Here is a 23493-nt window from a genome sequence, read left to right on the forward strand (position 1 = left end):
TCTTCCGGTCGGAAGAGGCCGCAAGCTGCTGGTTCCAACGGCATCCGCAGATTGTCGCGGCCGAGAGCGGGCTGGTCAGAAAACTGTTTGGCGCCCGGATTGGCTCAAACACCCCCTAACGCTTGTCCAAAACCCATTCCCACAAGCGGAGCGAGGAGAACAATGAAACAGGTACGAACCACAGGAATCATGCTTGCCGCAGCCGTCGGTCTGATGTTTGCGGCTCAGCCTGTTCTGGCGGCCGGCTCGGGTAGCACGGCGTCGCAAGCCAAGGTCAAGTGTGTAGGCGCCAATAGCTGCAAGGGGCAGAGCTCTTGTAAGACCGCGACCAGCGCCGGACCGGGCCAGAACTCTTGCAAGGGGCAAGGCTTTATCCTGACCTCGAATGCCAAGGAGTGTCGGGAAAAGGGCGGCCATCCCGAGTCGATGAAGATGTAGCTGAGGCCAACCCATAATGAGCCCGATGAGGATCTACCGCAGAGTCGGCTTCCAAAGCATGACGAGCAACGGTCTAAGGGTGACAATCTCCGTGATTGCTCCGCTTGCTATAGCCGCAACACTGGCCGTTGCAGTTGTGCGCTACGAGCCGGCGTCGCTAGCCGCAGGGGAAGAAGCGCAGTGTCAGCAATCCTTGCGAAACACTATGAAGGAGGCGGCAGGCCACCCCGACGGCTCGCTTGGCCGCTTATTTGCGAACGACAAACTGGCGTCACGAAGAGTGGTCGAAGTCGCGGAGGTCAACGAGCGGCTACTGCTTGCCAAATCACCCAGGTTTACATGACTTTCCTGCCGGGCGCGCGTGACGCAGGCCCTCAAAACAGACGGATGGCAGACAACAACAGACGACGGAAGTCCGTCAGTCATCGCAATTTGCGCGTTGAACCGTAGGCTTGATGCCTCGGGAATCTCATTGGCTATTAAGAAGGCGCTCGAAGCCGACCCGTATAACCACACCCCGATCTCAACGCGCGCCCTTGAGTTAAAGGCAAGGACTTCAGAAAACTCCCTGGCTACCAAAGACCCTGCGTCCCAAAAGGCGACAAACAGTATTAAGTGAGCTGCGGCGGTGTTCCGTGAACGATTTTCAGACTTGGGCTATGGCGTCGGCCTGCGCCGCGAACACTATAGCCACGTAACGGAGCATCGACCCGCGGTCGATTGGTTCGAGATCATCACGGAAAACTTCATGGTCGCCGGTGGCCTGCCGCTTACGGTGCTGGAAAGAGTCCGCAGCGACTATCCGGTCGTGATGCATGGCGTGTCGCTCTCGATTGGCTCGGCGGGTCCGTTAAATCGCAATTACCTCGCCACGTTGCGGACAATGACCCACCGGTTCAAGCCGTTCTGGATCTCCGACCATCTATGCTGGACGGAAATCGGCGGGCGCAACCTCCACGATCTCCTGCCGCTGCCGTACACGGAAGAGGTTGTCCGTCATGTTGCCGGCCGCATCCGCCAGGTTCAGGACTGTTTGGACCAGGAGATCCTTATCGAGAATGTGTCCAGCTATATGACGTTTCGATGCTCGACCATGCAGGAATGGGAGTTTCTGAGCGCGGTGGCCGAAGAGGCCAATTGCGGCATCCTGCTCGATATCAACAATGTCTACGTCAACGCCTTTAACCACGGATTCGACCCGGTCCTTTACATCGATTCGGTACCGCCCAACCGCGTGGTTCAGTTCCATATGGCCGGCCACAGCGACCACGGCACCTATCTGCTTGACACCCACGATCATCCGATCCGGGAGGAAGTGTGGCGGCTCTACGAATTGGCCGTACGTCGTTTCGGGGCGACTTCGACGTTGATTGAGTGGGACGACAACATCCCTGAGTTCGGCGTGCTGGCCGACGCCGCCAAAGAGGCGCGCGATCGCGCGTGGAACGTGATGGCGGCGGAAACGGAAGGTGGCGATGGATCTGGCTTTGAGCGCGGGGTCTTATCGCGCGCTTGACAACCTCCTCAGAAGGAGCGAACGGCCAACTTCATAGGGGCTCGTTCGCTCCCGAGAGAAGATCGAGAAGATTGTTCATGGAGACGCTCGCCTCGGATCGGTCGAGCGGCTGCAGATTTAGTAACCTGCCGACTTCGGCGGGCTTTTGGGACGCCTTACGGGAGGATTACCACGTCACCTTGGCGGTGATCGGCGAGAAACGGTTGCGCACGCTGGTCGCTGCGCAACTGACCGCACATCCATCAGACAGTCCATTCGCTCTGTGGAGTCGCTAGTTTCCGCCTGGATTTCATCGCTCGCTATTCGGAGATCACGCGATGGCTTTTTCTGGGCGACCTCGCGCGGCTGGAACGAACGATGCTGGAGGTTTCCCATTGGATGCGCCACTCGCAATCGAGAATCGTTGTGGCCGGATGATGAAAACTGGAGCTGACAGGCAAGGGCAAACAGACCGCAATCCCGGAAAGGCGCCGGATGACGATTCTGGTCTGGCGGGATGATAACGAAGTGTATCGCCGGCGTTTGGAATCGAATCGGTCGAACGGATAGCGCCCGGGCCTAGTCCGGGAAGAGGCAGCCTTTGGAGCTGTCTACGAAGCTGTTGCGCCATTGTTGGGAGCCGGCGCGGTAAGACACATCAGTGCAATGCTCGCGCGTTGGTTGCGCGATGGCCTGCTTCGGACCAGGACCAGACAGAAAACACAGTATCCGAGTAACACGATTCAGCCGCGACCTTCCGAGCACGTTTTCGCTGCAATGATGAGCCCTGCCTTGTTACACTTCTGGTTCCTGCTACCTATAGGCATCATTATCGCGGCGCTCGCAATGTCGGCCGGGGTGTCCGGCGCCAGCCTATGGGTGCCGGTCTATCTGCTCTGGCTTCGGCTCAGTGTTCCGATCGCTTTCTGGCTCGGGCTCCTTACGATGCTGTTTGGCTTCGGCAGCGGCGTTTACCGGAACTGGCGGGACCACAGCTACGACGGTCCCTTAGTTCGCCGCTATCTGGCCGCGAGCCTGCCCGCCGCGCTGCTCGGCGGATGGCTCGCGGGACTCGTCAACGAGAAACTCTTGGTCGGCCTGTTCGGCGTTTTCCTGCTCGTCTACGGCGCAACGATCGCCACGCTCACGCTGCGCGGCCTTGTCCCGGTGGAGCGCCGCCAATCCATTTCGTATCCGTTTGCGCTCATAGGCGGCGGACTCACGGGACTAATCTCGATTGGGGTCGGAATTCTCGCCATGCCGGTCGTAATGCGTCATCGCTCCATCCGCGCGCCAGCAATGGCAATCGGCTCGCTGGTGATGATCATATTCTTCACAAGCCTTGCCGCAACCATCGGCCGCCTAAGACCCAGCTTCGTTAGCGATCTTCGCCGCGATCTGCCGCAGCTTGGCGTCATCATGTTGTGGGCCGCGCCAGCCGTGGTCTTGGGCGGCCAGCTCGGACCGCGGCTCGCGCAACGCTTGCCTTCCGAGCGGCATGCTCGGCTCTACTTCAGCGCCGTGGTGTTCGCGGTCGGCATCCTAACCTTAGCTCGCGCTTACGCTGGACCTCACGGGTGAAAGGACCATTGATCCACGGCGTTCACGGGCCGCGTCGGATTCACCTGCTACAGATTGTTCATGGCGTCGCTCGAACTCTCGCAATTCTAGCGACCATTACGGTTTGGTTTGCGCCACTGGCTGCGGCGGGACCGCCCCTTGCGACCGCCGGACCAATTACGTTCTTCACCACGCTTCCGGTTACCATCGGGGGTTTGTTCCTATTGGACATCACCAACCCGGCTGGTGCTACTGCGAATTCCGCCATCCAACAGGGACATGGGTTTTCGCTGGGCGAGACCCTCGATATCGGATACGGCGTTACGCCGAAGCTCCAACTGTTCGCGCTGATACCGTGGTTCGTGCACAAGTCACTCGCTCAAACCGCGTCCAACGGGACTCATACGAGCTCCGGATCTAACGGCTTCGGCGACACGCTGTTCCTGGCGCGGTATACGCTGATCGGCTTCGAGCACGCGGAATCCGCACTCCGCATCGCGCCTATCGCGGGCCTCAAAACGCCCACGGTGATAAGCGATACAGGGTTCAGCAAAATTCCGCGCCCGCTCCAGCCGGGATCGGGAACGTGGGATCCGTTGTTCGGCCTGACGCTCGTCTGGCAGACGCTGGATTGGGAGTTCGATGCGGACGCCGGCTATCGCATTAACACCACGGCTGGACACTTCCGTTTCGGTAACCAAGTGTTCGCCGACGGATCAGTTCAGTACCGTCTGTGGCCCTTTCAAATCGGAGCCGGCAACCCAGGCTTCATCTACGCGACGCTCGACAGCAACTTCTTCGGACAAGGTAAGAACCGGGTCAACGGACGCGCCGATCCGGATTCCGGCGGTTTGCTCTGGTTTTTGGATCCAGGAGTCCAGTATGTTACCGAGCGCTACGCGTTGAAGGCCGCGGCACAACTGCCGGCGCTCGAAGCCCCCAACGGCAGCGCTCCGTCGCCGGACTATGCTGTGTTTGTCTGCCTGCGCTTGAACCTCTCGTTGCCCTGACCCCCCTTCCGATAAAGGTTCCATCAGTTCGCTCGCCACGCGTCCTTTGCGCCGTCCATGCTCCTAGCTGGGTTTGCCTGCTGGCCGGTCTTCCAGTTCGAGACCATCCAGAATCGGAAACGTATCGATCGTACCGCCCTTCGCACAAGTCGCCATCAGGCGCGTTAGAGTCTTCTTCGTAGCCAGCTTCTATTTTTTCGTCGAGGCTTCTGATCTTTTCCTCGGCTTGCGCCCGCACGGGCTTGCTTCGAGTTTCGAATCTGGTTGTAGCTCCCGAAGTTCTTGATCTCGTTCAGCGAAAAGCCGAAGGCCTGAACACGACGCTTCTAATCCGCGCCCCAGTCAAGACGTGGCATCACCGCGATCCATACGATGGCGCTGATTAAAACCGCGACTCCGTCTGTAGTGAGGATTTCTGCAATAAAATGTCGTATTGGAGAGAGGCTCTCTAATACCAAACGCGTGTGCCGAAGATGAAGCGAGGATCGTTGACGATTCCGCCTTCTTCGCGCGTAAACCGAGCAGTCTCGCCGAATGTCTGGGTGTAAGCGAAGCCGATGTAGGGCGCGAACTTGCGGCTAATTTCGTAACGGATGCGCACTCCCGTATCGAGATCCGAGAGCCCCGAACCGATACCGCGACTCGGATCATTTGTGTTGTAGAAATTGACTTCGAACTCGGGCTGCATAATCAGCCGATTGGTGAGCAGCAGGTCGTACCATCCGGTGACTTTTCCGGCGAAGCGGCCCCGGTCGCTGAAGTAGAAGGTCGGCGCGAATTCGAAAAAATACGGAGCCAGTCCCTCGATTCCGACCGCGCCCCACGTCATTCCAGGATTTGAGTCAAGGTCGTAACGAACTCCGGCCTGGAAATCGAAGTATCTGAGATAGGGTATCGGTCGGTCATAGAGCGCCTCGGTGTCGCCATCGGTGGCTACGCCGTGTTCAGCAAAGCCTTCGGATTTGAACCACAGTTTGTTCATGTCCGTCCCGATCCAACCCTCGCCATCCCAACGAAATTCATTGTCTGGACCGTTAGTGCGCCCTTCGAGCTGATCGAAGAGGATATGTCCGAAAATCTGATTGTCCATCACCGGAGGTTCCTCTTCTTCCGGACTTGTAACGCCGGAATTTTGAGTGGTTGTGGCGGTCGATTGCGCATTCGTGACCGAAGGCGCTAAAGCAATCAAACCGACAAGGACGAGGATGAGCATCAAGGCAGATGCCGAAGCCGAATCGAATTCCGCGGTGCTCTCTCGCCCGGCTGTCGTCGTCCTCATGACACGATCACCGTGCGGAACATGCCAGCCTCCATGTGATAGAGCAGGTGGCAGTGATAAGCCCACTTACCCGGCGTGTCGGCGCTGACCAAATAGCTAAGCCGTTCGCCCGGCTTGACATTGATCGTGTGTTTGTAAGGGCGCCACTCGCCGTTGCCGTTTTCCAGCTCACTCCAGAGCCCGTGGAGATGGATCGGATGCTCCATCATGGTGTCGTTTACGAGGATGATGCGTACCCGTTCTCCCAGCTTCAACCTGATCGGCTCGGCGCTGGAGAATTTCTCGCCGTTGAACCCCCAGATGAACCGTTCCATGTTGCCGGTTAGATGCAGCTCGATCTCGCGATTGGGGGGCCGCAGATCGGTCCCGCGGTAACGGGCGCGCAAGTCAGCATAGGTCAGTACGCGACGACCGTTGTCATCCAGTCCGTTCCCAGGCTCGGCGAGCCGCTCCGTCGGCCTCATCGCGACGTTGTCCACTTGTGGACCCTCACGCAGCGTAATTGGCTTGGGCGGTGTCGGCTTTCCAGCGATCGCCGGGACCGACGGACGGGTCGTGTTAGGGCTCGGCTGCGGGAAGGGCACCTCCCCATAGCCGTCGCGCCTAGCATTGACTGTTCCCACTGCCGACGGCGTCGAGGGTGGTTTGGCCTCCATCTTCATCCTAGGCCTGTCGCCCATCGCCATGCCCGACATGTTTCCCAGCCCCATGTCCACCATCGTGAGCAGCGGGCGGGGATCCATTGGTGGCACCGGAGCGGTCAAGCCGCGTCGCGGCGTCAGCGTTGCGCGCGCGTAGCCGGTGCGATCCTCCGACTGCGCGAAGATCGTGAAGGCCGACGCATCTGGGGGCTGCACGATCACGTCGTACGTTTCGGCGACGGAGATTCTGAATTCGTCGACGATGACCGGCTCGATATCATTGCCATCGGTTTGCACCACCGTCATCGGCAAGCCCGGGATCCGCACGTCAAAGATGGTCATCGAGGAGCCGTTGATGAAGCGCAGCCGCACGCGCTCGCGCGGCTGAAAAAGTGCCGTCCAGTTGGCGGCTGGCGGCTGTCCGTTTATCAGGTACGTGTAAGTCGCTCCGCTCACGTCCAAAATATCCGTGGGGTTCATGTTCATGCGGCCCCACATCAGGCGGTCTGATATCGTCGCGCGGAGACCTTCTTTGCGAACATCGGAGAAAAAGGTGCCGACGGTGCGCTGATGGTAATTGTAGTAGTCGCTCTGCTGCTTGAGATTGCTGAAGACGGCCTCAGGGTCTTCATCCGTCCAGTCCGAGAGCAGGATCACGTACTCGCGGTCGTACTCGATCGGATCCTCGACCTGAGGATCTATAATGATCCCGCCGTATAGTCCGGTTTGCTCCTGAAAGCGGCTGTGGCTGTGGTACCAGTAGGTGCCGTGCTGCTTGACTGGGAAGCGGTAAACGAAGGTTTCGTTTCGCGCGATTCCCGCAAAGCTTAGACCGGGGACGCCATCCATGTCCGATGGTATCCGGAAGCCGTGCCAATGAATCGACGTGTCGACCGGTAGGTGGTTCGCGACCGAGATGGTTACCGTGTCGCCTTCCCGCATGCGCAGTATTGGCCCCGGTACGAAACCGTTGACCGCAGTGGCAACAGACGGACGACCAGTGAAATTCACCGGGGTTTGCTCGACAACGAGATCGAAGCTGTTGCCGGAAAGCAACGGTGGCCCGCTGGCGGTTTTCTGTGCCAGGGCGGGCAATCTTGACAGGTCCAGGCTCGCGATCACTCCGCCGGCGAGCACTCCTTGAACGAAGCGCCGGCGGGTGATTCCTCGGGAAACCCGATCGCGGCTTCCGCGGGACGCCGACAGGAGTCCGTCGCTAATAGTGTCAAATGACGTCAGACGGACCTCCAATCTCGATTGAGCAACCAGCGTGAGGGCGGGCTTGTGTTCGCACCCGCCGACGCCGAATTTCGTCCGAGGCAAACGTGGTCAGATCGAATTGCGGTGCCGTGTGATCCGATGATCGTGCAGTTCGCGCACAAAACTCCTTGGCGTCGTAACCCTTGTCCGCTCCTAGCGCGACGCACCTAAAGCCGGGAATCTCCTCCACTATTGCCAACGTCGAGCGCCGTTCGGCGTGACCATCGGCCTCAGTTAGCCGAGCGTTCACCACCGGGCCGTTGCGATTCTCCATTAGCAAGTGGCCGAGATAGCAGAGCCTGGCTTCCTGCCCTGCAAACTTCTTGTACAGCCGAGCTTGCGGGTCGCGGTCGATTGATGGGTCGCATTGGAACGCCGTTTCGCCGCAGAAGTCGATGCCGGGACTACCCGGAATGTCCGGCGGAGGCGTCGGCCCACCATGCTTGCGCTGAAAGCTCTGGTGCCCGGCCCAGGCCTCGATCAGAGTGCCATCCACGGTGAAGTGCTCGGCCGAGATCAGGCCTTGTGCGCGAGCCTGCCTGGCCAAGAGCAGCTGTAAAAGCAGTCCACGCAGCAGCTCCTCCGGCGCGATCGAAGGCGGTCCCTCTTTCGCGTACATCTCGTCGAACCGCGGTCACAACTCGCGCAGCGCGGCATCGACCATGCTGCGAATCGCCCGCAAAGGATGATCCCTGGGCACCCGCCGCTCTGCCGATATGTAGCAGAACATCGAAGACTACTGACGGTCCGTCCCACGCATCCCCGCCTTCTCCTCCTACAACGACCGCAGCCAAGTTACAACATTTTAAGTGAGAAAAGATCGCTTTTCCGCAACCTGTTAAAGGCAAAAACTTCAGAAACTTTCTGGCTATCATAGGCGGCACTGGACTGACCCATCAGCAAACACAGAACTTAACGGCAGCGCACCTTACTCGACTACGGAGTGTTGGCGGTTGTTTGGCGAGCTTCAACGCGTAACCCGTTTACGTGCTGCCCTCGGAGTCGAGAAACCCAGCCGCACGAGGTCGGATCAGCACGCCCGTTGACCTGGTTCTTGCCTGGTTGGATGCAGATGCTGTCCGGCGTTGCATAGATGAAGCCGAGGTTGCCGTGGTGGTTCGTAAGCCCAATCGGGGGAGGGCGGCCTGGCGGACGACCGTTTGGGAGTCGGTAGACCTGGGCAGTCTGTCCGTCGGTGACCATACTCGAGAGCGGAATTGGCTTGGGGTAGCCGCGCGGCTGCCCGCGGCGGGAGCGCTCCTCGCGACCGTGGGTTGGAATTTCCGCTCTGAATTTAAAGCCGCACGGGACCGAACACTGTCCCTCCGTTCCCGATCCAGCCTCCAAAGGCAGGCCAGCCGCAATGACCTAGGCGGAGCCTCCCGAAATTGGTTTCAGCGCCAAGTTGCAACGGGCGCAATCAATTGGTTCTATGCATACGTTGGTTAACCGGAGCGCCGAAGGTCGAACGCACTATCGGTTGGCGTCGGCTAAGCCTGACACTGTGCTACGCTGGTTGAGAATCGAAGGAGGCGAGGTTATGGCTGGAAGATTCGTCTTGGCGAGCAGGATCGCGATTGTGGCGGTGATGATCGTCATGGCCGGAATGACCGGCCGGGCGCTGGCCGGCGAAAAAGTTTGCCCGCTTCAGGTCAAGGGGATGCAATGCTCGATGTGCGCGGGGTCAGTAGCGGCCGCGCTCAAGTCGGTGCCGGGCGTCAAAAGCGCCAAAGTCGATTACAAGACCGCCCGCGCCGATGTGATCGCGGACGATGCCGTCAAGCCAGACCAATTGGTCAGCGCGGTCAGAAAGGCCGGGTTCCAGGCCACGGCGCTGTCAGCCACAAAGTAAGAGCGCCATCCTGCCCGACTAGCTAGCGCTTGCGCGGCCGAAATCTCTGAAGGGTCGGGCTGACGCGGCAGGATGCTATAATAAGCCAACGTTGGAGCGATGACGTCCATGCCCATCCAGCCACAGTTTGCACCGCGCGCGTTGGAGGTGGCAGACCTCGGCCGGATCGAACCACATTACGCCAGAGTTCTCATTCGCTTGCTGGCCGCGCATGCGCTCGCCGAGCAGCTCACCGCCGAAGGCTACCAGCGCGTAAGCGGTACGCTGGAAGATCCGGAATTGCGGGCGGAGGCGGAGAAAAATCTGCGCGAAGAGGGTGAGCATGCCGCCTTGATTTACGGCTTGCTGGCCGATTTGGGGGTCGATCGCGCGCACGCCGATCGCGCGGTGATTGTGTTGCGCCGCGCGCCCTCCTTCGATGCGCCTCGCTACTTTGCCCAACAGGCGGCTGGCGACCTTGACCTTTTGATGGGCAGCCTCAGCCTGGATCTAACCGGGCTGCTGATGATTGGGATCAACTATCGCGAATCCAGCTACGCTCCGCATGCTCGCGCCGCCGACCTAATCTTGGAGGAAGAGGCCGAACATGACGTCTTTGGCGCTCGTGTACTGACCCAGGCGGTGGATCGCTTCGGGATCCCCTCGGTGGCCCAGGCGCTGCGCCGCTGGTGGCCGATGGCAATCAACTTCTTTGGCCCGCCCGGGACGGGCTTCACTTTCGACTGCCTGCGCTTTGGCCTCAAGCAAAAGGACAATCAGGAGCTGGCCGGCCTGTTCGCCTCGATCATGCAGCGCCGCCTGACGCAGTTTGGCCTGGAGCTGCCGCGCCTGAGCGCCGCTTATCCCTACACACTGGCCTGAGCCCACCCGTTCAGGGCGCGGGCGACGCGGCTTTGACTTGAGCCTCGTTGAGGATTGTGCACAGACGCTGGGCGATTAGTTGGGCGGCCAGTCGATGGCCAGCCTCGTTCCAGTGACCGAAGCCCATCTTGGTATTGCTGAAACCGTGCAGAAAGGTATGGCTGTGATCAGCATACTGCTGCATCGCGGGGGCCAGGTTGAGGACCTCAAACCCCTCGCGCTGGCCCAGCGCTGCCAGCCGCTGCTCGGGATAGAATAAATTAGCTACGCCCATACGCTGCATGTATGCGGCGCGCACGGCAGCGTCGGGATAGACCTGTATCCCGTTGCTCAAAGTAACCAGCAGGAAGCGGGCGCCGTGGCCTTTGACCTCGCGATTGATTTCCGCCACCTCCTGCTCGGCCACCGCCCAGGCATCGCGCCAGTGCGGGGTTGCGGGTGGACTGTAGGTGGTATCGTCCAGGCCCAGTTCCGAGCCCATAGGGTGAGGGGCAGAGGCCGCCGCTCGCCACATCCGGTAGCGCGCGCGCAGGCGGCTGCGCACGTCGCCGAGCAAGTTGAGCAGAGCCGAGCCCTGCGAATCGAAGCGGGCGGCGCATTGAGCCCGAAAGACCGCCGAGTTGGAAAAATCGCCGGTGGGAACCAGCTCGTCATCATCCAGTGTAAAGAAGGGCTGGCATTTGTCACCCTCCAGGATGGCGGAATCGTTGCGCACGTCGTTCCCGGTGCAAAAGGCTAGCACCACTACGTCGGGGTGGTAGCGCCACACCTGCGTGCGCAGGGTCATCAACTCCTGGCCGGTGCCATAGCTATCGCAGCCGAAGTTGAGGGTTTCTACCGTGCGTCCATGGAGCGCCGGGCAGTTTTTCAAGTCGGGTTGGAGCAGGGCGCAGAAGGTATCTGCCTGGGGCACCTGCTGAGCTTCGGTGAAGGAGTCGCCCAAGACCGCGATGCGCAGCGTGCCCGGTGGCTTTTGCAAAGCATGCTCGCGGTCGCGCATCCCAGCGTTGTTGATCGCAACCCAGGCGCGGCCCTCCTCGCTCTGCCAGCCACTGGCGCCCGGGCGCAGGCTCCAACCGGTTGCGCGATTGTAAACGAAAAAGCCCGGCCGCCCCAGCCCTAGCATCCGCACCGCAGCCTCGGCCACGGCCAAGCCCACAACCAGACCGAACACGACTAAGAGCAGATTGGCGGCTATCCTACGCAGCATTGATTCAACCGAGTGGGGGTTCAGAATTCCTCTTCCAGTCGTGCTACGGGCAAGATTTCGGGCTTCAAGTCCTGCAAGAAGCGCGAGACCTGGCCGGACACGTAGCCTTGCGCGCGGTCGAACATCTGTACCGGATAGCTGATGTAAAGCTCGTCGCGCGCCCGTGTGCTGGCCACGTACATCAGCCGGCGTTCTTCTTCCAGCGATGGCACGTCCTCGGTGCTGCGTAAGGCGGGGAAGCGGCCGTCGGCGGCCCAGATGATGAACACCACCTGCCATTCCAACCCTTTGGCGGAATGGATAGTGCTCAGCGTGACATACTCGTCAACTCCGGCTTCGGGTGCCAGCACGTCGCCAATCGAATCGCTGGGCGGCTCCAGCGCCATGTCGGCAAGCAGGCTTTGCAGCGAGCGATAGCGCTGGGCGATGGCGCAGAAATGTTCCAGGTCGCGCTCACGCTTGGGGTAGTCGTCGGGATGGGCGTCGCGCATCAAGGGTAGGTAGTATTCGAGTACCAGCGCCAGTTGCGCGGGCGGGGTGGCGGGTGCGCGCAAGGAGCCCAGCAACTCGGCCAGCGCGCGCAATGCGCTGCCGTTGGCGCGCGCCCGCGCCGCCTGCTCCATTAAAACCGCTTCGGGTTGGGCCGCGCCAGCCAACCGATCGACCATCGCTTCGGCCGTACGCGGGCCGATCCCCTTGATTAAGAGCAAAACCCGCAGCCAGGAAGCGGCATCGGCCCCATTGACCGCTACCCGCAGATGGGCCAAGGCGTCCTTGATGTGGGCGGTTTCCACGAATTTGAAGCCGCCCCGCTTGATGAACGGGATATCCAGGCGCGCTAGCTCCAATTCCAGATCGAAGGCGTGGAAACTGGAACGAAATAACACCGCGATTTCATTTAGGCTGATTCCCTGTTCGCGCAATTCGAGGATACGCTGGGCGACAAAGCGCGATTGCAGATGTTCGTCCTCGGCCCGCACTAGCAGTGGGCGCAACTCGCCGGGGCGGCGACTGAACAGGGCCTTGGTGTATTTTTCGCTGGCGCCCGCGATCAATTCGTTGGCCAAATCGAGGATGCCATGCAGAGAGCGATAATTTTCTTCGAGTTTGATGATGCGAGTGCCGGGAAAAAGCTTGGGGAAATCCATGATGTTGCGAAAGTTGGCGCCGCGGAAGGAATAGATCGACTGCGCGTCGTCGCCCACCGCCATCACGTTGTCGTGGCTGGCCGCCAGCAAACGTACCAGCCGGGCCTGAATCGGATTGGTGTCCTGGTACTCGTCCACCATTATGTAGCGACAGGCGCGCGAAAGCTGCTGCTGGCGTTCGGGATGGTGCTCCAGCAGCTCGGCCAGGCGATAGAGCAGGTCGTCGTAATCCAGCAGACCGCGCTCGCGCTTGTAGCGATCGTAGGCTTGCGCGAGCGCCGTGATCTCGTCGAGCTGATCGATTAGAAAGGGGTAGTCCGCCTCGACTTCTTCGCGTAGCTCGCGCGCCTTGTTGCGCGCCATGCTGATGATTTCGGCAAGCGCGCTTTTTTTGGGGAAGCGCCGCTCGCGCGCCGCCAGCCCCATCCGGGTGCGCAGCAGGTTTATGACGTCTTCCATGTCGCCGCGGTCCAGGATGGTGAAGTTGGAGTTGAGCCCCAGCGCGCCGCCGTGGCGGCGCAGGGTCAGGTTGGCGAAGGAATGAAAGGTGCCACCGGCAACGGCGCGTGCGCTCTGGCCCACCAGCAGCTCGGCCCGCCGCAGCATCTCCTGCGCCGCACGCCGAGTGAAGGTCAACAACAGAATCGCGCCTGCGGGCACGCCGCTTTCGATCAGATGAGCGAGGCGATAGATCAGCGTGCGAGTCTTGCCCGATCCGGCCCCCGCCACCACCAGCAACGGCCCCTCACGATGCATCGCGGCGGCCAGTTGCGCCGGATTGAGCACTTCGGCATATTTGCTCGCCGCGTTGGGCGCGGGCGAGGGGCGCAAAACAATTACGTTATCGCTCAAGACGGACGGAATTGTAGCATGCGCGGGCGCGCGCTCCGACAGGCTGCTTCGCCAATTGAAATAGCCCCGAGGTTTCCCAATGACGCTTAAGCTCCAGCTACCGAGTGGGGCCGCCTGCGCGCGATCGACGCGACCGCGGTTTCCTCAACCGGGGTGCGCCCGTGACCAACAGCGCTGGGTGCGCAGGGCGGCCATCTAAGAATTGCTGATGAACGTGAGCTCTGGCGCTGTCAGCGGGACAGCTTGACTCGTTGGATTGCTTGAATTTAACGTGCGCGCTTACGGAGCATTGCGATGGCTAAACATCCGGGCGCCGCACAAAGCCGAACGGAGCTGGATCTGCCGGCTGAGCCGCGCGCCGCGCTGGCACGGCTACGTGAGCTGTGGAATGCCGGCCAGAGCCCGATTGCCGAGCTGGCCGACGCGGCTGGAGCAATCGCGCAGCCCGAGGCTGCCGAGTTGTTGTTTGAGATGGAGGCGTCGACGGCCGGCGCGCAACGGCGCGAGATTCGCCGGGCGCTCTTCCGCCTGCGGCAAAAGGGAGTAGCGGTTGACAAGGCTCCGCAGCAGCCGGTGGCCGGCGCCATTGCGGGCGAGTGCAGCGCGTGGATCTCTCAAATCGATCCTCAGGGCGAGCAACTGGTCTGGATGGCTAAGGGGCGCGCCACCGGTGGGATGGCCTGCATGTGGGGCGCGGTTTCGGAAAGCGTGGGCTTAACCCTGATTCGCGCCGAGCATGAATCACGGCGCGAGATGCGGGCGCAACTAGCCAAGCTCAACGGCGCGATGCCCGAACCGATGGTCGAGGCGGACTGGAGCTTGGCCGATTTCATTTTGGCCGAGGCCTATCGCCGTACCCCCGAGGATAAGCGCCGCGAAGTGGGCAATTATCTGGTCCTGCGCGCGGAGCTGATTGAGGCGGCGCCGCCGGCACAGTTCGAGCACCCGATTTACCGCGAGTTCGCGGCCACGCTCGCTCAGGCGCCGGCTCCGCAGCTATTGGAGCAGCACCCCGAGCTGGTGGGCTTGTTACTGACCAAGGAAGCGATGAGTCCGTTCGTGGCCGAGGTTGAGGAAATCCGCCAGAGCCCGCTTGTGCTCAACCGTTTTCAGCAGCAGGAACGCATCGAAGTGGTCGTAGCCGGCGCGCTGGCCTCGCTCGGTGAAGGCGAGCCCCATCGCCGCCTGCTGCGGCGGCTCGAGAACCTCGCCTATCGGCGGGCACGGCGCGGCGAGCAGGCCAGCGCTTCGATTTTGGCCAGCGCGGCCGCTCGGCTACGCGAACGATCGCATTCACAAGATGCCTTCTTTCTGAAATTGGTTCGTCACGCGCTGGGCGCCGCCCTGACCGACCAGCAGGAGGAAGCGGCGCAGGAACCACGTCTTATAATGACACCGGCTGAAGCGATGCGCGCGCGCGCCAATCCGCGCCGTTGATTCGGCGCCCGGGCCGCCCATATAGTCAAAAAGGGGCGCAAACCGCGCCCACAAAAGACAGAGCAAATGTTGGGACATAAACCGCTTTCGGGAATCCGCGTGCTCGATTTGTCGCGGGTGTTGGCTGGCCCTTTTTGCGCCATGCATTTGGCCGATTTGGGTGCCGAAGTAATCAAGATCGAGCTGCCCGTAAGTGGCGATGATGCTCGCCGCTTTCCACCCCAAATTCCTCACTCCCACGATTCCGCCTACTATTACTCCATCAATCGCGGCAAGCTCGGCATTACCCTGGACCTGCGCCAGCCCGAGGGGGTGGAAATCCTGCTCGCTTTGGCGGCGCGAGCCGACGTGGTCGTAGAGAATTTTTCGCCCGGTACGATGGAGCGCTTCGGGGTGGGTTACACGGAGTTGGAGCGTGCCAACGCCGGAATCATCCTGTGCTCGATTTCGGGCTTCGGCCAATCCGGACCGCTCTCAACCGCGCCCGCTTACGATATCGTGGCGCAGGCGCTGGGTGGCACGATGAGCCTGACTGGTCCGGAAGGCGGGGCGCCCTTGCGCTGCGGAATTTCGATCGGCGACATGGTGGCGGCGCTCTACGGTGTGATAGGTATTCTGGGCGCGTTACGGGTGCGCGATCAGACCGGCCGCGGCCGCCACCTGGATATTGCGATGCTCGACTGTCAAGTGGCGTTTCTGGAGACCGCGCTGGGGATTTATTCAGCGACCGGCGAAGTTCCGGGGCCGATCGGCAGCCGCCATCCCTCGATTACGCCGTTTCAGGAATTTTCCGCCGCCGATGGCTATTTCGTCATCGCGGCGGGCAACGATCAGCTCTGGCGCCAACTCTGCGCCACCATTGGGTTGCCTAATCTGGCGCAGGATCCGCGCTTTATCGACAATGGCGCGCGTACGCGTAATCACAAGGTGCTAGCGGAGATTCTCAACGAGTGGTTTCGTCCTCAGCCGCGTGCTCATTGGCTGACGCTGTTGGCGCAGGCCAAGATTCCCAGCGCGCCGGTGGCCACCGTGGCCGAAGTCGCGGCCAATCCCCATCTGCAGGAACGGCGAATGGTCCTGCACGCGGATCATCCCACTTACCCCGGTCTGCTGGTGCCGGGCTCGCCGCTCAAAACCGTGGGCGATACCGCTTCGCCCAATACCCGTGCTCCGGGGTTGGGCGAGCATACCGATCACGTGTTGCACGAATTGCTGGGATACGACGCGGGGCGGCTGGAGCTGTTGCGGGCGCGCAAAATTATCTAATCCAGCGGCGCCGTTTTAGGCGGCAAGGAGGCAGCCCATGAACGAGGTAGTGATCGTCGATGGGATACGGACGCCGCTTGCACGCGCCGGTAAAGATCGCAGCTACTACGCGGCGCTACGCGCCGACGACTTGAGCGCGGCGTGTATCCGCGCGCTGTTGGGACGCAATCCACGCCTGGACCCGGCCGAAATCGAAGACGTGGTGTGGGGATGCGCTAATCAGTCGGGAGAACAGGGCTTCGACTTGGGCCGGATGAGCGCGCTGTTGGCCGAGTTGCCGGTCGCGGTAGCCGGGACCACCGTGGATCGCCAATGCGGCTCCGGTTTGCAGGCGCTCAATTTTGCCGCCCTGGCGATCATGAGCGGCGCCGGCGAGTGCGCAATCGCCGGCGGCGTCGAGCATATGACGCGCGTGCCGATGGGCGCTGGGCTGAGTCCCAACATGCGCTTGCTGGAGCGCTTTCCTCAGGACATGTTCTCGATGGGGCTGACCGCGGAACGGCTGGCCGCCCAGTATCATATCGAGCGCGCCGCTGCCGATGCCTTTTCCCTGCGTTCCCATCAACGGGCGGTGGCTGCGCGCGAGCGTTTCCGCGAAGAGATCGTCGCGGTCGAACTGCCCGGTGCGGCGCGAGCCGAGATCGATCAAGGACCTCGCGCAGATACCAGCCTGGAAAAGCTGGCCGCGCTCGCCCCCGCCTTCAAGCCCGACGGCCAAGTGACGGCGGGCAGCTCCTCGCAAATCAGCGACGGTGCCGCGGCCCTGCTCCTGATGAGCGCCCGGCGCGCCCGCGCCCTGGGGTTGTCACCAATGGCAACCATCCGCGCCACTGCCGTGGCCGGAGTGCGACCCGAGTTGATGGGCTGGGGGCCGGTGCCGGCCAGCCACAAGGCGCTGCAGCGAGCGGGAATCAAAATTGACGACTGCGACTTAGTGGAAATCAACGAGGCTTTCGCGGCCCAGGTGCTAGCCTGCAACACCGACCTTGGGATTGCCGAAGAGCGGCTCAACGTCAACGGGGGCGCGATCGCCTTGGGCCATCCGCTGGGCGCCTCGGGCGCTCGCTTGATGGTGACGCTGGTGCACGAGATGCGCCGGCGCGGGGCGCGGCTGGGGCTGGCCACGATGTGCATCGGGATGGGCCAGGGCATCGCCACCGTAGTCGAGCAATTTTCCTGACATCTGCCCGACTCTACTCGCTAGCGCCGTCCGCGGCGCTTCCTTTGTCGCCATAAGACAAGCAGGGTGGGCGCGATAATTCATGACGCGTTGCTGATAGGTTGCGTAGCCTGTTGCGGGGCCGAACGGATGTTCAAACTGGCGGATTTTCGGGAGCTTGGGCGAAATCTGCCGGGGATAATCTGCGCTTACTTAGGCCCGTGCCTACTGGACCTTGATGCCCATTAGGTTGGCAATCAGATTGCGCTGCATCTGCGAGCTGCCCGCCGCGATGGTGGCGGCGCGCGAGTCGCGAAACATGCGCTGCATGTCGAACTCCATACTGTAGCCGTTGGCTCCCATTATCTGCATCCCCAGGTTAGCGACCTTGGCGTAGGTCTCCGAACTGAGCAGCTTGGCCATTGAAATTTCGCGCAGCGCGTCGTGTCCCCGCGCCACCATCCAGGCCGCGCGCCACATCAGGCTGCGTGCGGCTTCGACTTCGGTCTGCATGTCGGCCAGCATGTGGGCGATGGCCTGGAAGGTGCCGATCGGGCGGCCGAATTGGCGCCGTTCCTTGGCGTATTGCAGCGCCAGATCGACGATCGCCTGGGCCGCCCCGCAGCATCCTGCCGCTGATGTGACGCGCTCTATTTGCAGGCCCGAAAGCATGCACTCCCAGCCCTTGTTCTCGCCGCCCACCAGGCGATCGGCGCCCACCCGCACGTCGTCGAACTCGACTTCGTAGGTGCCCACGCAGCGCCGTCCCAGCATGTCAAGCTTGCGCAGCTTCAGCCCGGGGCTGTCGTTATCGACCAGGAACAGAGAGAGGCCGTTGCGATAATGGGCGGCGGGATCGGTGCGGGCGTACACATTGATCACGTTGTTGGGAGCGCCGGCGCCGGTGGACCACAGCTTGCGGCCGTTTATCACCCAATCCTGCCCCTGGCGCACCGCCTGCGTGCGCAGCGCTCCCACATCGGAGCCGGCGTCGGCCTCGGACATCGAGATTGACATCTTGATCTCGCCCGCCAACAGCTTGGGCAGCCATCGATGTCGCTGCTCAGGACTGGCCTTGCGTACCAGGTTGAGTCCGCAAAACACGCTGCCGCCGTAAGCCATCGCCAGGTCGGCGCTGGCGTGCGCCAGTTCTTCGGAGACGATCACCATGTCGAGCGCGTTGCCGCCCAGGCCGCCGTATTCCTCGGGAAAGGGCAGACGCAACAAGCCGGCTTCGACCCAAGCCGCGTAGAGTTCGTTGGGATAGGCCTGGTCGCGGTCGAGCCGGCGGATATATTCTGGCGGGGCGTGGCGCTCCAGCAGCTTACGCACGCTGTCGCGCAGCAGGCGTTGTTCCTGGGTGAAATCAAAATCCATAGCACGCTCTGTCGGCAGGCGCGGCTAACTCTTGCGCTCGTAGCCGCGCAAGCCGGGTCGGTAGGTCTTATCGTCCAGAAACTGCTTGAGACCCTGCTCGCGACCGCGCTCGGGGTCCAGGAAGCGCGACTGATCCAGCTTGGCGCTCAGGTAGTCTTCGGCGTCATCCCAGGACAAATCGCGCACCCGCCGGCAGGCGTGTTTGGCAGTGCGCAGGGCGGTGGGATTTTTGCTCAACAGGACCTTAGCCAATTCCAGTGTGCGCTGGCGCAGGCGGCTTGCCGGGACGGCCTCGTTGACCAACCCCATTGCGGCGGCCTTGACCCCGTCAAAGGTCTCGCCGGTCATGGTGTAGTACAGGGCGTCGCGCTGGCCCATCACGCTCATTACTGACTTGAGCACGTTGCCGGCGGGAATAATCCCCCAGTTGATCTCGGACAGGCCGAACTTGGCATCCTCGGCGGCGATTGCCAGATCGCAGGCGATCAGGTTGTTGAAGGCACCGCCAAAGCACCAACCGTTGACCATCGCTATGGTCGGCTTCATGAAGTAGCTCAACCGCCGCCATTGCCATTGCGCCGAGGCGCGGGTATAACGCACGCGCTCCTCGGCCGGGAGCCCATCCGTGGCGCGAAAGAATTCCTGCAGATCCATGCCGGCGCTGTAAGCCTCGCCGATGCCGGTTAGGATCAGCACCCCGCAGCGCGGATCGGCCTCCAGCGCGTCGAGCACCGCGAGCATCTCGGCCGACAGGGTAGGATTGATCGCGTTGCGTTTGGCAGGCCGATTCATCTTGACCCAGGCCACGCGCTCCTCGAACTCCACCAGAACTGTGTTGCCGCCGGGTATGGCCTGGCTGGGATCGGATGTGTCTTGCTGCGCCACGACGCTACTCCCGGCCCGCGATCGCGAGCCTACTTATAGTAGTTTTTATAATACCAGTCGGCAATTTCGCCGCCGGTGGTCAGCCACACGTCGCGCCGGCGCGTAATGTAGGCGAGCGCCTCCTCCAGCCGCTTGTGACGGTAGGGGATGCCGGTGATGAAGGGATGCAGCGCGATTGCCATCACCCGCCCACTGTGCGCGCCCTCGTCGTATAGCACATCGAATTGGCTGCAGATTGCGTCGCGAAAATCTTCGGGTGTGCCGCCGCGTCCCAGGAAGAAGCCGATGTCGTTGAGTTCCAGGGTATAGGGGACCGAAATTAGGCGCCCGCTCTTGACCCGCATCGGATAGGGCTGGTCGTCATTGCACCAATCGCAGACATAGCTAATCCCGTTAGCTGCCAGCAGATCGGGCGTATTGGGGGTCTCGGCCAGCCCCGGACACAACCAGCCTCTTGGCGTCTGGCCGCTGGCCTTGGCAATCGTGCTCACGGTGGTGGCGATCAGCTCCGCTTCTTGAGCCGGTTCCATCCCCACCAGCAGTTGCGAGTTGGTTAGCCCATGTCCCATGAACTCCCACTGGCGCCGGCGCCCTTCCTCGATCACCTCGGGACAGTACTCGCAGACCTTGGCATTGAGCGCGACCGTGGCGCGCAGCCCCAGCCGGTCCATCATGTCCATGAAGCGCCACACGCCCACGCGCAGCGAATAATCGCGCCAGGCGTAGTTGGGGATGTCGGGCAGCGCGCGCTGCGGACTGATGCCCACGCCGGTGCCGTCGAATTCGTGATACTCGATGTTCGAAATTACCCACACCGCCAGCCGTGCCTGGTTGGGCCAATGCAACGGAGCGCGCTTGAAGATGGGGGAGTATTCGTAACGCTGATGGTGCATCAGGTCATCCTCCTGCCTTCGGTGGGACGCAATTCCCTAACCTGATGGAGGCGCCCATCTTTGTCCAGACTGGCGGGGGGTAAAAACTTGGCTGCCGCACGCAAGCTGAGTACTTTATTGTAAGAATCGGTAATCGAGGGTACTTTAGACAGGTAAGAGCATGACTGCTAGCACGACAGCTTTGGCCACCGGCGACCGCTTGATGACGGTGCGCCAAGTGGCCGCCTACCTGAGCCTCAACGAGCGGACGGTGTTGAAGTTGGTGGGCGAGGGTAGCTTGCCGGGAGTCAAGATCGGCAACCAGTGGCGCTTTCGCAAGGTCATGCTGGATGCTTGGCTGGATGACCAGATGCTGGGGGTGGCGCCGCGCCAAGTCGAGTTGCGCTCCGACGCCCCCGTGCCGCGGCGGATGCTTGATCTGGCCAGTTGTTTTCAGCCCGAGCAGATAATCGCTCAGCTTAAGGCGCGCACCAAGTTTGGCGTGATCGAAGAGCTGGCAGCGCGCGCTCAGGAGCTGGGATTGGTGCGCGATCGCAACTGGTTTGCGGGGGCCTTGATCGAGCGCGAGAACATCCTGCCCAGTGCGATCGGCAACGGAGTCGCCTTCCTGCACAGTCTCTATCGCCATCCCGAGCAGGTGGTGCGCCCTTTCATGATCTTGGGGCGTGCGCCGCAAGGAATCGATTTCGATGCCCTGGACGGCAGGCCGACCCGCTTATTCTTCGCCCTTGGCTTGAAATTTGACGAGTTATACATTCCCTGGCTAGCCAAGCTGGCACAGATGCTGGCGCGCGAGGAAGCGGTACGGGCGCTCAACGAAGCGCCCACCCGGGAGGCGATCTTTGAGTCCCTTTGCCAAGCGGAACGGACCCTATTTCCAGCGCATGCTTAAATTGGAGTCTCATTATTATGAGTGATATTCCGGCTGCGGCCATTCCTGGTACTTCGCTCAACGCGTGGGTGGAAGAAGTCGCGCGGCTGACTCGGCCCGATGCGGTCGTCTGGTGCGACGGCAGTGAACAGGAGGCCGCCCGGCTGACCGCGCAAGCACTGCGCGAGGGTATCCTGCTGCGGCTCAATGAAAAGCTGCGTCCCGGATGCTTCTTGCATCGCTCCAATCCTAATGACGTAGCGCGCACCGAGGATGCCACCTTCATTTGCACGCCCACTCGCGAGCAGGCTGGTCCCACCAACAACTGGTCGGCGCCGGCGGACACTTATCGGAAATTGGCGGGGTGGCTTAAGGATTCGATGCGCGGGCGCACCCTGTACGTAGTGCCCTATGTGATGGGACCGCTGGGCTCGCCTTTCTCACGGGTGGGTGTCGAGCTGACTGACAGCATTTATGTCGTGCTCAACATGCGGATCATGACCCGGATGGGCAAAGTCGCGATGGAGGCGATGAAGGACGGCGGCTTCCATCGTGGCCTGCATTGCACCCTGGATCTCAACCCCGAGCGCCGCCTGATCTGCCATTTTCCCCAAGACGACGCAGTATGGTCGGTGGGCAGTGGATACGGCGGCAATGCCCTGCTTAGCAAAAAATGTTTGTCCCTGCGCATCGCAAGCTGGCTGGCGCGCGAGGAAGGTTGGTTGGCCGAGCATATGCTGATCGTGGGCTTGCAGAACCCCGCCGGCCAAACCACCTATGTTGCGGCCGCCTTCCCCAGCGCCTGCGGCAAAACCAACCTGGCGATGCTGACGCCGCCGGCCTCGATGCCGGGCTGGAAGGTGTTTACGGTGGGCGACGACATTGCCTGGCTGCGCATTGGCGCCGATGGTCGGCTGTGGGCGGTCAATCCGGAGTTCGGTTACTTCGGAGTTGCGCCGGGAACCAATGCTCAGACCAATCCCAATGCGATGCGCTCGGTGGAGCACGATACCATTTTTACCAACGTCGCGCTTACCGCTCAGGGCGACGTATGGTGGGAAGGCTGCGGCGCGGCGCCCAGCGCGGGAATGATCGATTGGCAAGGCCGACCCTGGACCCCCGAGGCCGGCTATCCGGCGGCTCATCCCAATAGCCGCTTCACCACCCCGATGAACAACAACCCGGTGCTTTCGCCGCACGTCAACGATGGCCAGGGAGTGCCGATCTCGGCGATCATCTTCGGTGGCCGGCGCGCCACCACTATTCCTTTGGTGACCGAGGCCTTCGATTGGAGCCACGGGGTCTATCTGGGCGCCACGATGGGTTCGGAGACCACCGCCGCGGCCACCGGCAAGGTGGGCGTGGTGCGGCGCGATCCGATGGCGATGCTGCCATTTTGCGGCTACAACATCTGCGACTATTTCCAGCATTGGTTGTCGATCGGCAAACGCCTGAGTCAGCCGCCCAAGATCTTTATGGTCAATTGGTTTCGCCGCGACCGCGAGGGCGCTTTTCTCTGGCCCGGCTACGGCGAGAATCTGCGCGTCCTGGACTGGATGATCCAGCGCGTCAACGGCAAGCTCGGGGCGCAGGAGACCGCGGTGGGAGTGCTACCGCATCCGGGTGACATCAATTTGCAGGGCTTGGAGCTGACTTCGCAGCGGTTGGCCGCGGCGATGGCACTGGACGCCAGCGAATGGAGCGTGGAGGCCAAATCGCAGGCCGAGTTTTTTGCCAAACTCGGTCCCACTTTGCCTGCCGAGATTAAGGCCCGCCAACAGGCGTTGGCCAAGGCCTACCGGGCTTGATTCTTTATCCGCTCTGCCGCGCGCGTAGGGCGCGCGGCAGACCTCATCTCACCTCGACAAATTCCAAGACGTCCTCGCCGAGGACGCGGTGCTCGCAGGCGCGATTGCCTTGGCCAACACCAGGTTGCCGTCGCGGGTCACCAACGCCGCCATCCGAAAAAATGGCTGCCCATCTAGCTTTCATCGCGCCC

The 23493-nt window shown here is 61.6% G+C and carries 19 protein-coding genes; 11 read left to right on the forward strand and 8 right to left on the reverse strand.

Translation table 11 applies throughout. The features are described from left to right. The first annotated feature begins 162 nt into the window (after positions 1-162). The 4 genes from VKV28_15050 to VKV28_15065 all read left to right on the forward strand — a co-directional run bounded on the left by VKV28_15050 (position 163) and on the right by VKV28_15065 (position 4503). Positions 163-438: a hypothetical protein gene (locus tag VKV28_15050; GenBank protein HLH78119.1), complete on the forward strand. Its 276-nt coding sequence runs from the start codon at positions 163-165 to the stop codon at positions 436-438. A 628-nt stretch (positions 439-1066) separates the two neighbouring features. After that, on the forward strand, positions 1067-1954 hold the full coding sequence (locus tag VKV28_15055) for a DUF692 domain-containing protein (protein ID HLH78120.1): 888 nt from the start codon (positions 1067-1069) through the stop codon (positions 1952-1954). Positions 1955-2710: 756 nt separating this feature from the next. After that, positions 2711-3514, forward strand: coding sequence for a sulfite exporter TauE/SafE family protein (locus tag VKV28_15060; GenBank protein HLH78121.1), 804 nt, complete (start codon positions 2711-2713; stop codon positions 3512-3514). A gap of 203 nt (positions 3515-3717) precedes the next feature. Then, positions 3718-4503: a transporter gene (locus VKV28_15065; protein HLH78122.1), complete on the forward strand. Its 786-nt coding sequence runs from the start codon at positions 3718-3720 to the stop codon at positions 4501-4503. Between the two features lie 448 nt (positions 4504-4951). Here the strand turns inward: VKV28_15065 and VKV28_15070 are convergent, their stop codons facing one another. The 3 genes from VKV28_15070 to VKV28_15080 are packed head-to-tail and all read right to left on the reverse strand — an operon-like array spanning position 4952 to position 8302. Next, positions 4952-5782 (reverse strand): copper resistance protein B, encoded by an 831-nt coding sequence (locus VKV28_15070; protein ID HLH78123.1) that lies wholly within the window; start codon positions 5780-5782, stop codon positions 4952-4954. Beyond that, positions 5779-7746 (reverse strand): copper resistance system multicopper oxidase, encoded by a 1968-nt coding sequence (locus VKV28_15075; protein ID HLH78124.1) that lies wholly within the window; start codon positions 7744-7746, stop codon positions 5779-5781. The genes VKV28_15070 and VKV28_15075 overlap by 4 nt, the downstream gene beginning before the upstream one ends. Next, the gene (locus VKV28_15080; protein HLH78125.1) at positions 7649-8302 is read right to left on the reverse strand and encodes a hypothetical protein; all 654 of its coding nucleotides are present in this window, start codon (positions 8300-8302) and stop codon (positions 7649-7651) included. Before VKV28_15080 ends, VKV28_15075 begins: the two co-directional genes overlap by 98 nt. A 969-nt stretch (positions 8303-9271) precedes the next feature. Here VKV28_15080 and VKV28_15085 point away from each other — a divergent pair. Together VKV28_15085 and VKV28_15090 are read left to right on the forward strand one after the other, a co-directional pair. Continuing rightward, on the forward strand, positions 9272-9535 hold the full coding sequence (locus VKV28_15085) for a heavy metal-associated domain-containing protein (protein ID HLH78126.1): 264 nt from the start codon (positions 9272-9274) through the stop codon (positions 9533-9535). Positions 9536-9643: 108 nt separating this feature from the next. Then, the gene (locus VKV28_15090) at positions 9644-10396 is read left to right on the forward strand and encodes a Phenylacetic acid catabolic protein (GenBank protein ID HLH78127.1); all 753 of its coding nucleotides are present in this window, start codon (positions 9644-9646) and stop codon (positions 10394-10396) included. A gap of 10 nt (positions 10397-10406) precedes the next feature. Here the strand turns inward: VKV28_15090 and VKV28_15095 are convergent, their stop codons facing one another. After that, positions 10407-11606, reverse strand: coding sequence for an SGNH/GDSL hydrolase family protein (locus VKV28_15095; GenBank protein ID HLH78128.1), 1200 nt, complete (start codon positions 11604-11606; stop codon positions 10407-10409). A gap of 20 nt (positions 11607-11626) precedes the next feature. Then, positions 11627-13606 carry an ATP-dependent helicase gene (locus VKV28_15100; protein HLH78129.1) on the reverse strand — a complete coding sequence of 660 codons (1980 nt, stop codon included), beginning with the start codon at positions 13604-13606 and terminating at the stop codon, positions 11627-11629. A 294-nt stretch (positions 13607-13900) separates the two neighbouring features. Here VKV28_15100 and VKV28_15105 point away from each other — a divergent pair, with 294 nt between their 5' ends. The 3 genes from VKV28_15105 to VKV28_15115 all read left to right on the forward strand — a co-directional run bounded on the left by VKV28_15105 (position 13901) and on the right by VKV28_15115 (position 17489). Then, positions 13901-15043, forward strand: a complete 1143-nt coding sequence (locus VKV28_15105) for a hypothetical protein (GenBank protein HLH78130.1) — start codon at positions 13901-13903, stop codon at positions 15041-15043. A 66-nt stretch (positions 15044-15109) separates the two neighbouring features. Further along, entirely contained in the window at positions 15110-16309 is a 1200-nt protein-coding gene (locus VKV28_15110; GenBank protein HLH78131.1) for a CoA transferase, read from the forward strand. A gap of 37 nt (positions 16310-16346) precedes the next feature. Next, a complete protein-coding gene (locus VKV28_15115) occupies positions 16347-17489 on the forward strand; it encodes a thiolase family protein (protein HLH78132.1) in 1143 nt (380 codons plus the stop codon). Between the two features lie 204 nt (positions 17490-17693). On the opposite strand, the gene VKV28_15120 is transcribed toward VKV28_15115, so the two are convergent. The 3 genes from VKV28_15120 to VKV28_15130 are packed head-to-tail and all read right to left on the reverse strand — an operon-like array spanning position 17694 to position 20623. After that, on the reverse strand, positions 17694-18845 hold the full coding sequence (locus tag VKV28_15120) for an acyl-CoA dehydrogenase family protein (GenBank protein ID HLH78133.1): 1152 nt from the start codon (positions 18843-18845) through the stop codon (positions 17694-17696). A 24-nt stretch (positions 18846-18869) separates the two neighbouring features. After that, positions 18870-19730 (reverse strand): p-hydroxycinnamoyl CoA hydratase/lyase, encoded by an 861-nt coding sequence (locus tag VKV28_15125; GenBank protein HLH78134.1) that lies wholly within the window; start codon positions 19728-19730, stop codon positions 18870-18872. A gap of 29 nt (positions 19731-19759) precedes the next feature. After that, positions 19760-20623, reverse strand: coding sequence for a polysaccharide deacetylase family protein (locus tag VKV28_15130; GenBank protein ID HLH78135.1), 864 nt, complete (start codon positions 20621-20623; stop codon positions 19760-19762). Positions 20624-20783: 160 nt separating this feature from the next. On the opposite strand from VKV28_15130, the gene VKV28_15135 reads away from it, so the two are divergent. Both VKV28_15135 and VKV28_15140 read left to right on the forward strand, forming a co-directional pair. Beyond that, positions 20784-21515, forward strand: a complete 732-nt coding sequence (locus VKV28_15135) for a PTS sugar transporter subunit IIA (protein HLH78136.1) — start codon at positions 20784-20786, stop codon at positions 21513-21515. Positions 21516-21532: 17 nt separating this feature from the next. Beyond that, positions 21533-23302 carry a phosphoenolpyruvate carboxykinase (GTP) gene (locus tag VKV28_15140; protein HLH78137.1) on the forward strand — a complete coding sequence of 590 codons (1770 nt, stop codon included), beginning with the start codon at positions 21533-21535 and terminating at the stop codon, positions 23300-23302. Positions 23303-23493 lie beyond the last annotated feature (191 nt).

The sequence above is a fragment of the Candidatus Binataceae bacterium genome, assembly GCA_035294265.1.
Classification (GTDB): domain Bacteria; phylum Desulfobacterota; class Binatia; order Binatales; family Binataceae; genus DATGLK01.

What these genes read in the sequence shown, in the direction of transcription:
- VKV28_15050 (HLH78119.1), top strand. Translation starts at nt 163, where the DNA reads ATGAAACAGGTACGAACCACAGGAATCATGCTTGCCGCAGCCGTCGGT.
- VKV28_15060 (HLH78121.1), top strand. Translation starts at nt 2,711, where the DNA reads ATGATGAGCCCTGCCTTGTTACACTTCTGGTTCCTGCTACCTATAGGC.
- VKV28_15070 (HLH78123.1), bottom strand. Translation starts at nt 5,782, where the DNA reads ATGAGGACGACGACAGCCGGGCGAGAGAGCACCGCGGAATTCGATTCG.
- VKV28_15080 (HLH78125.1), bottom strand. Translation starts at nt 8,302, where the DNA reads ATGTACGCGAAAGAGGGACCGCCTTCGATCGCGCCGGAGGAGCTGCTG.
- VKV28_15085 (HLH78126.1), top strand. Translation starts at nt 9,272, where the DNA reads ATGATCGTCATGGCCGGAATGACCGGCCGGGCGCTGGCCGGCGAAAAA.
- VKV28_15090 (HLH78127.1), top strand. Translation starts at nt 9,644, where the DNA reads ATGCCCATCCAGCCACAGTTTGCACCGCGCGCGTTGGAGGTGGCAGAC.
- VKV28_15095 (HLH78128.1), bottom strand. Translation starts at nt 11,606, where the DNA reads ATGCTGCGTAGGATAGCCGCCAATCTGCTCTTAGTCGTGTTCGGTCTG.
- VKV28_15105 (HLH78130.1), top strand. Translation starts at nt 13,901, where the DNA reads ATGGCTAAACATCCGGGCGCCGCACAAAGCCGAACGGAGCTGGATCTG.
- VKV28_15110 (HLH78131.1), top strand. Translation starts at nt 15,110, where the DNA reads ATGTTGGGACATAAACCGCTTTCGGGAATCCGCGTGCTCGATTTGTCG.
- VKV28_15115 (HLH78132.1), top strand. Translation starts at nt 16,347, where the DNA reads ATGAACGAGGTAGTGATCGTCGATGGGATACGGACGCCGCTTGCACGC.
- VKV28_15120 (HLH78133.1), bottom strand. Translation starts at nt 18,845, where the DNA reads ATGGATTTTGATTTCACCCAGGAACAACGCCTGCTGCGCGACAGCGTG.
- VKV28_15130 (HLH78135.1), bottom strand. Translation starts at nt 20,623, where the DNA reads ATGCACCATCAGCGTTACGAATACTCCCCCATCTTCAAGCGCGCTCCG.
- VKV28_15135 (HLH78136.1), top strand. Translation starts at nt 20,784, where the DNA reads ATGACTGCTAGCACGACAGCTTTGGCCACCGGCGACCGCTTGATGACG.
- VKV28_15140 (HLH78137.1), top strand. Translation starts at nt 21,533, where the DNA reads ATGAGTGATATTCCGGCTGCGGCCATTCCTGGTACTTCGCTCAACGCG.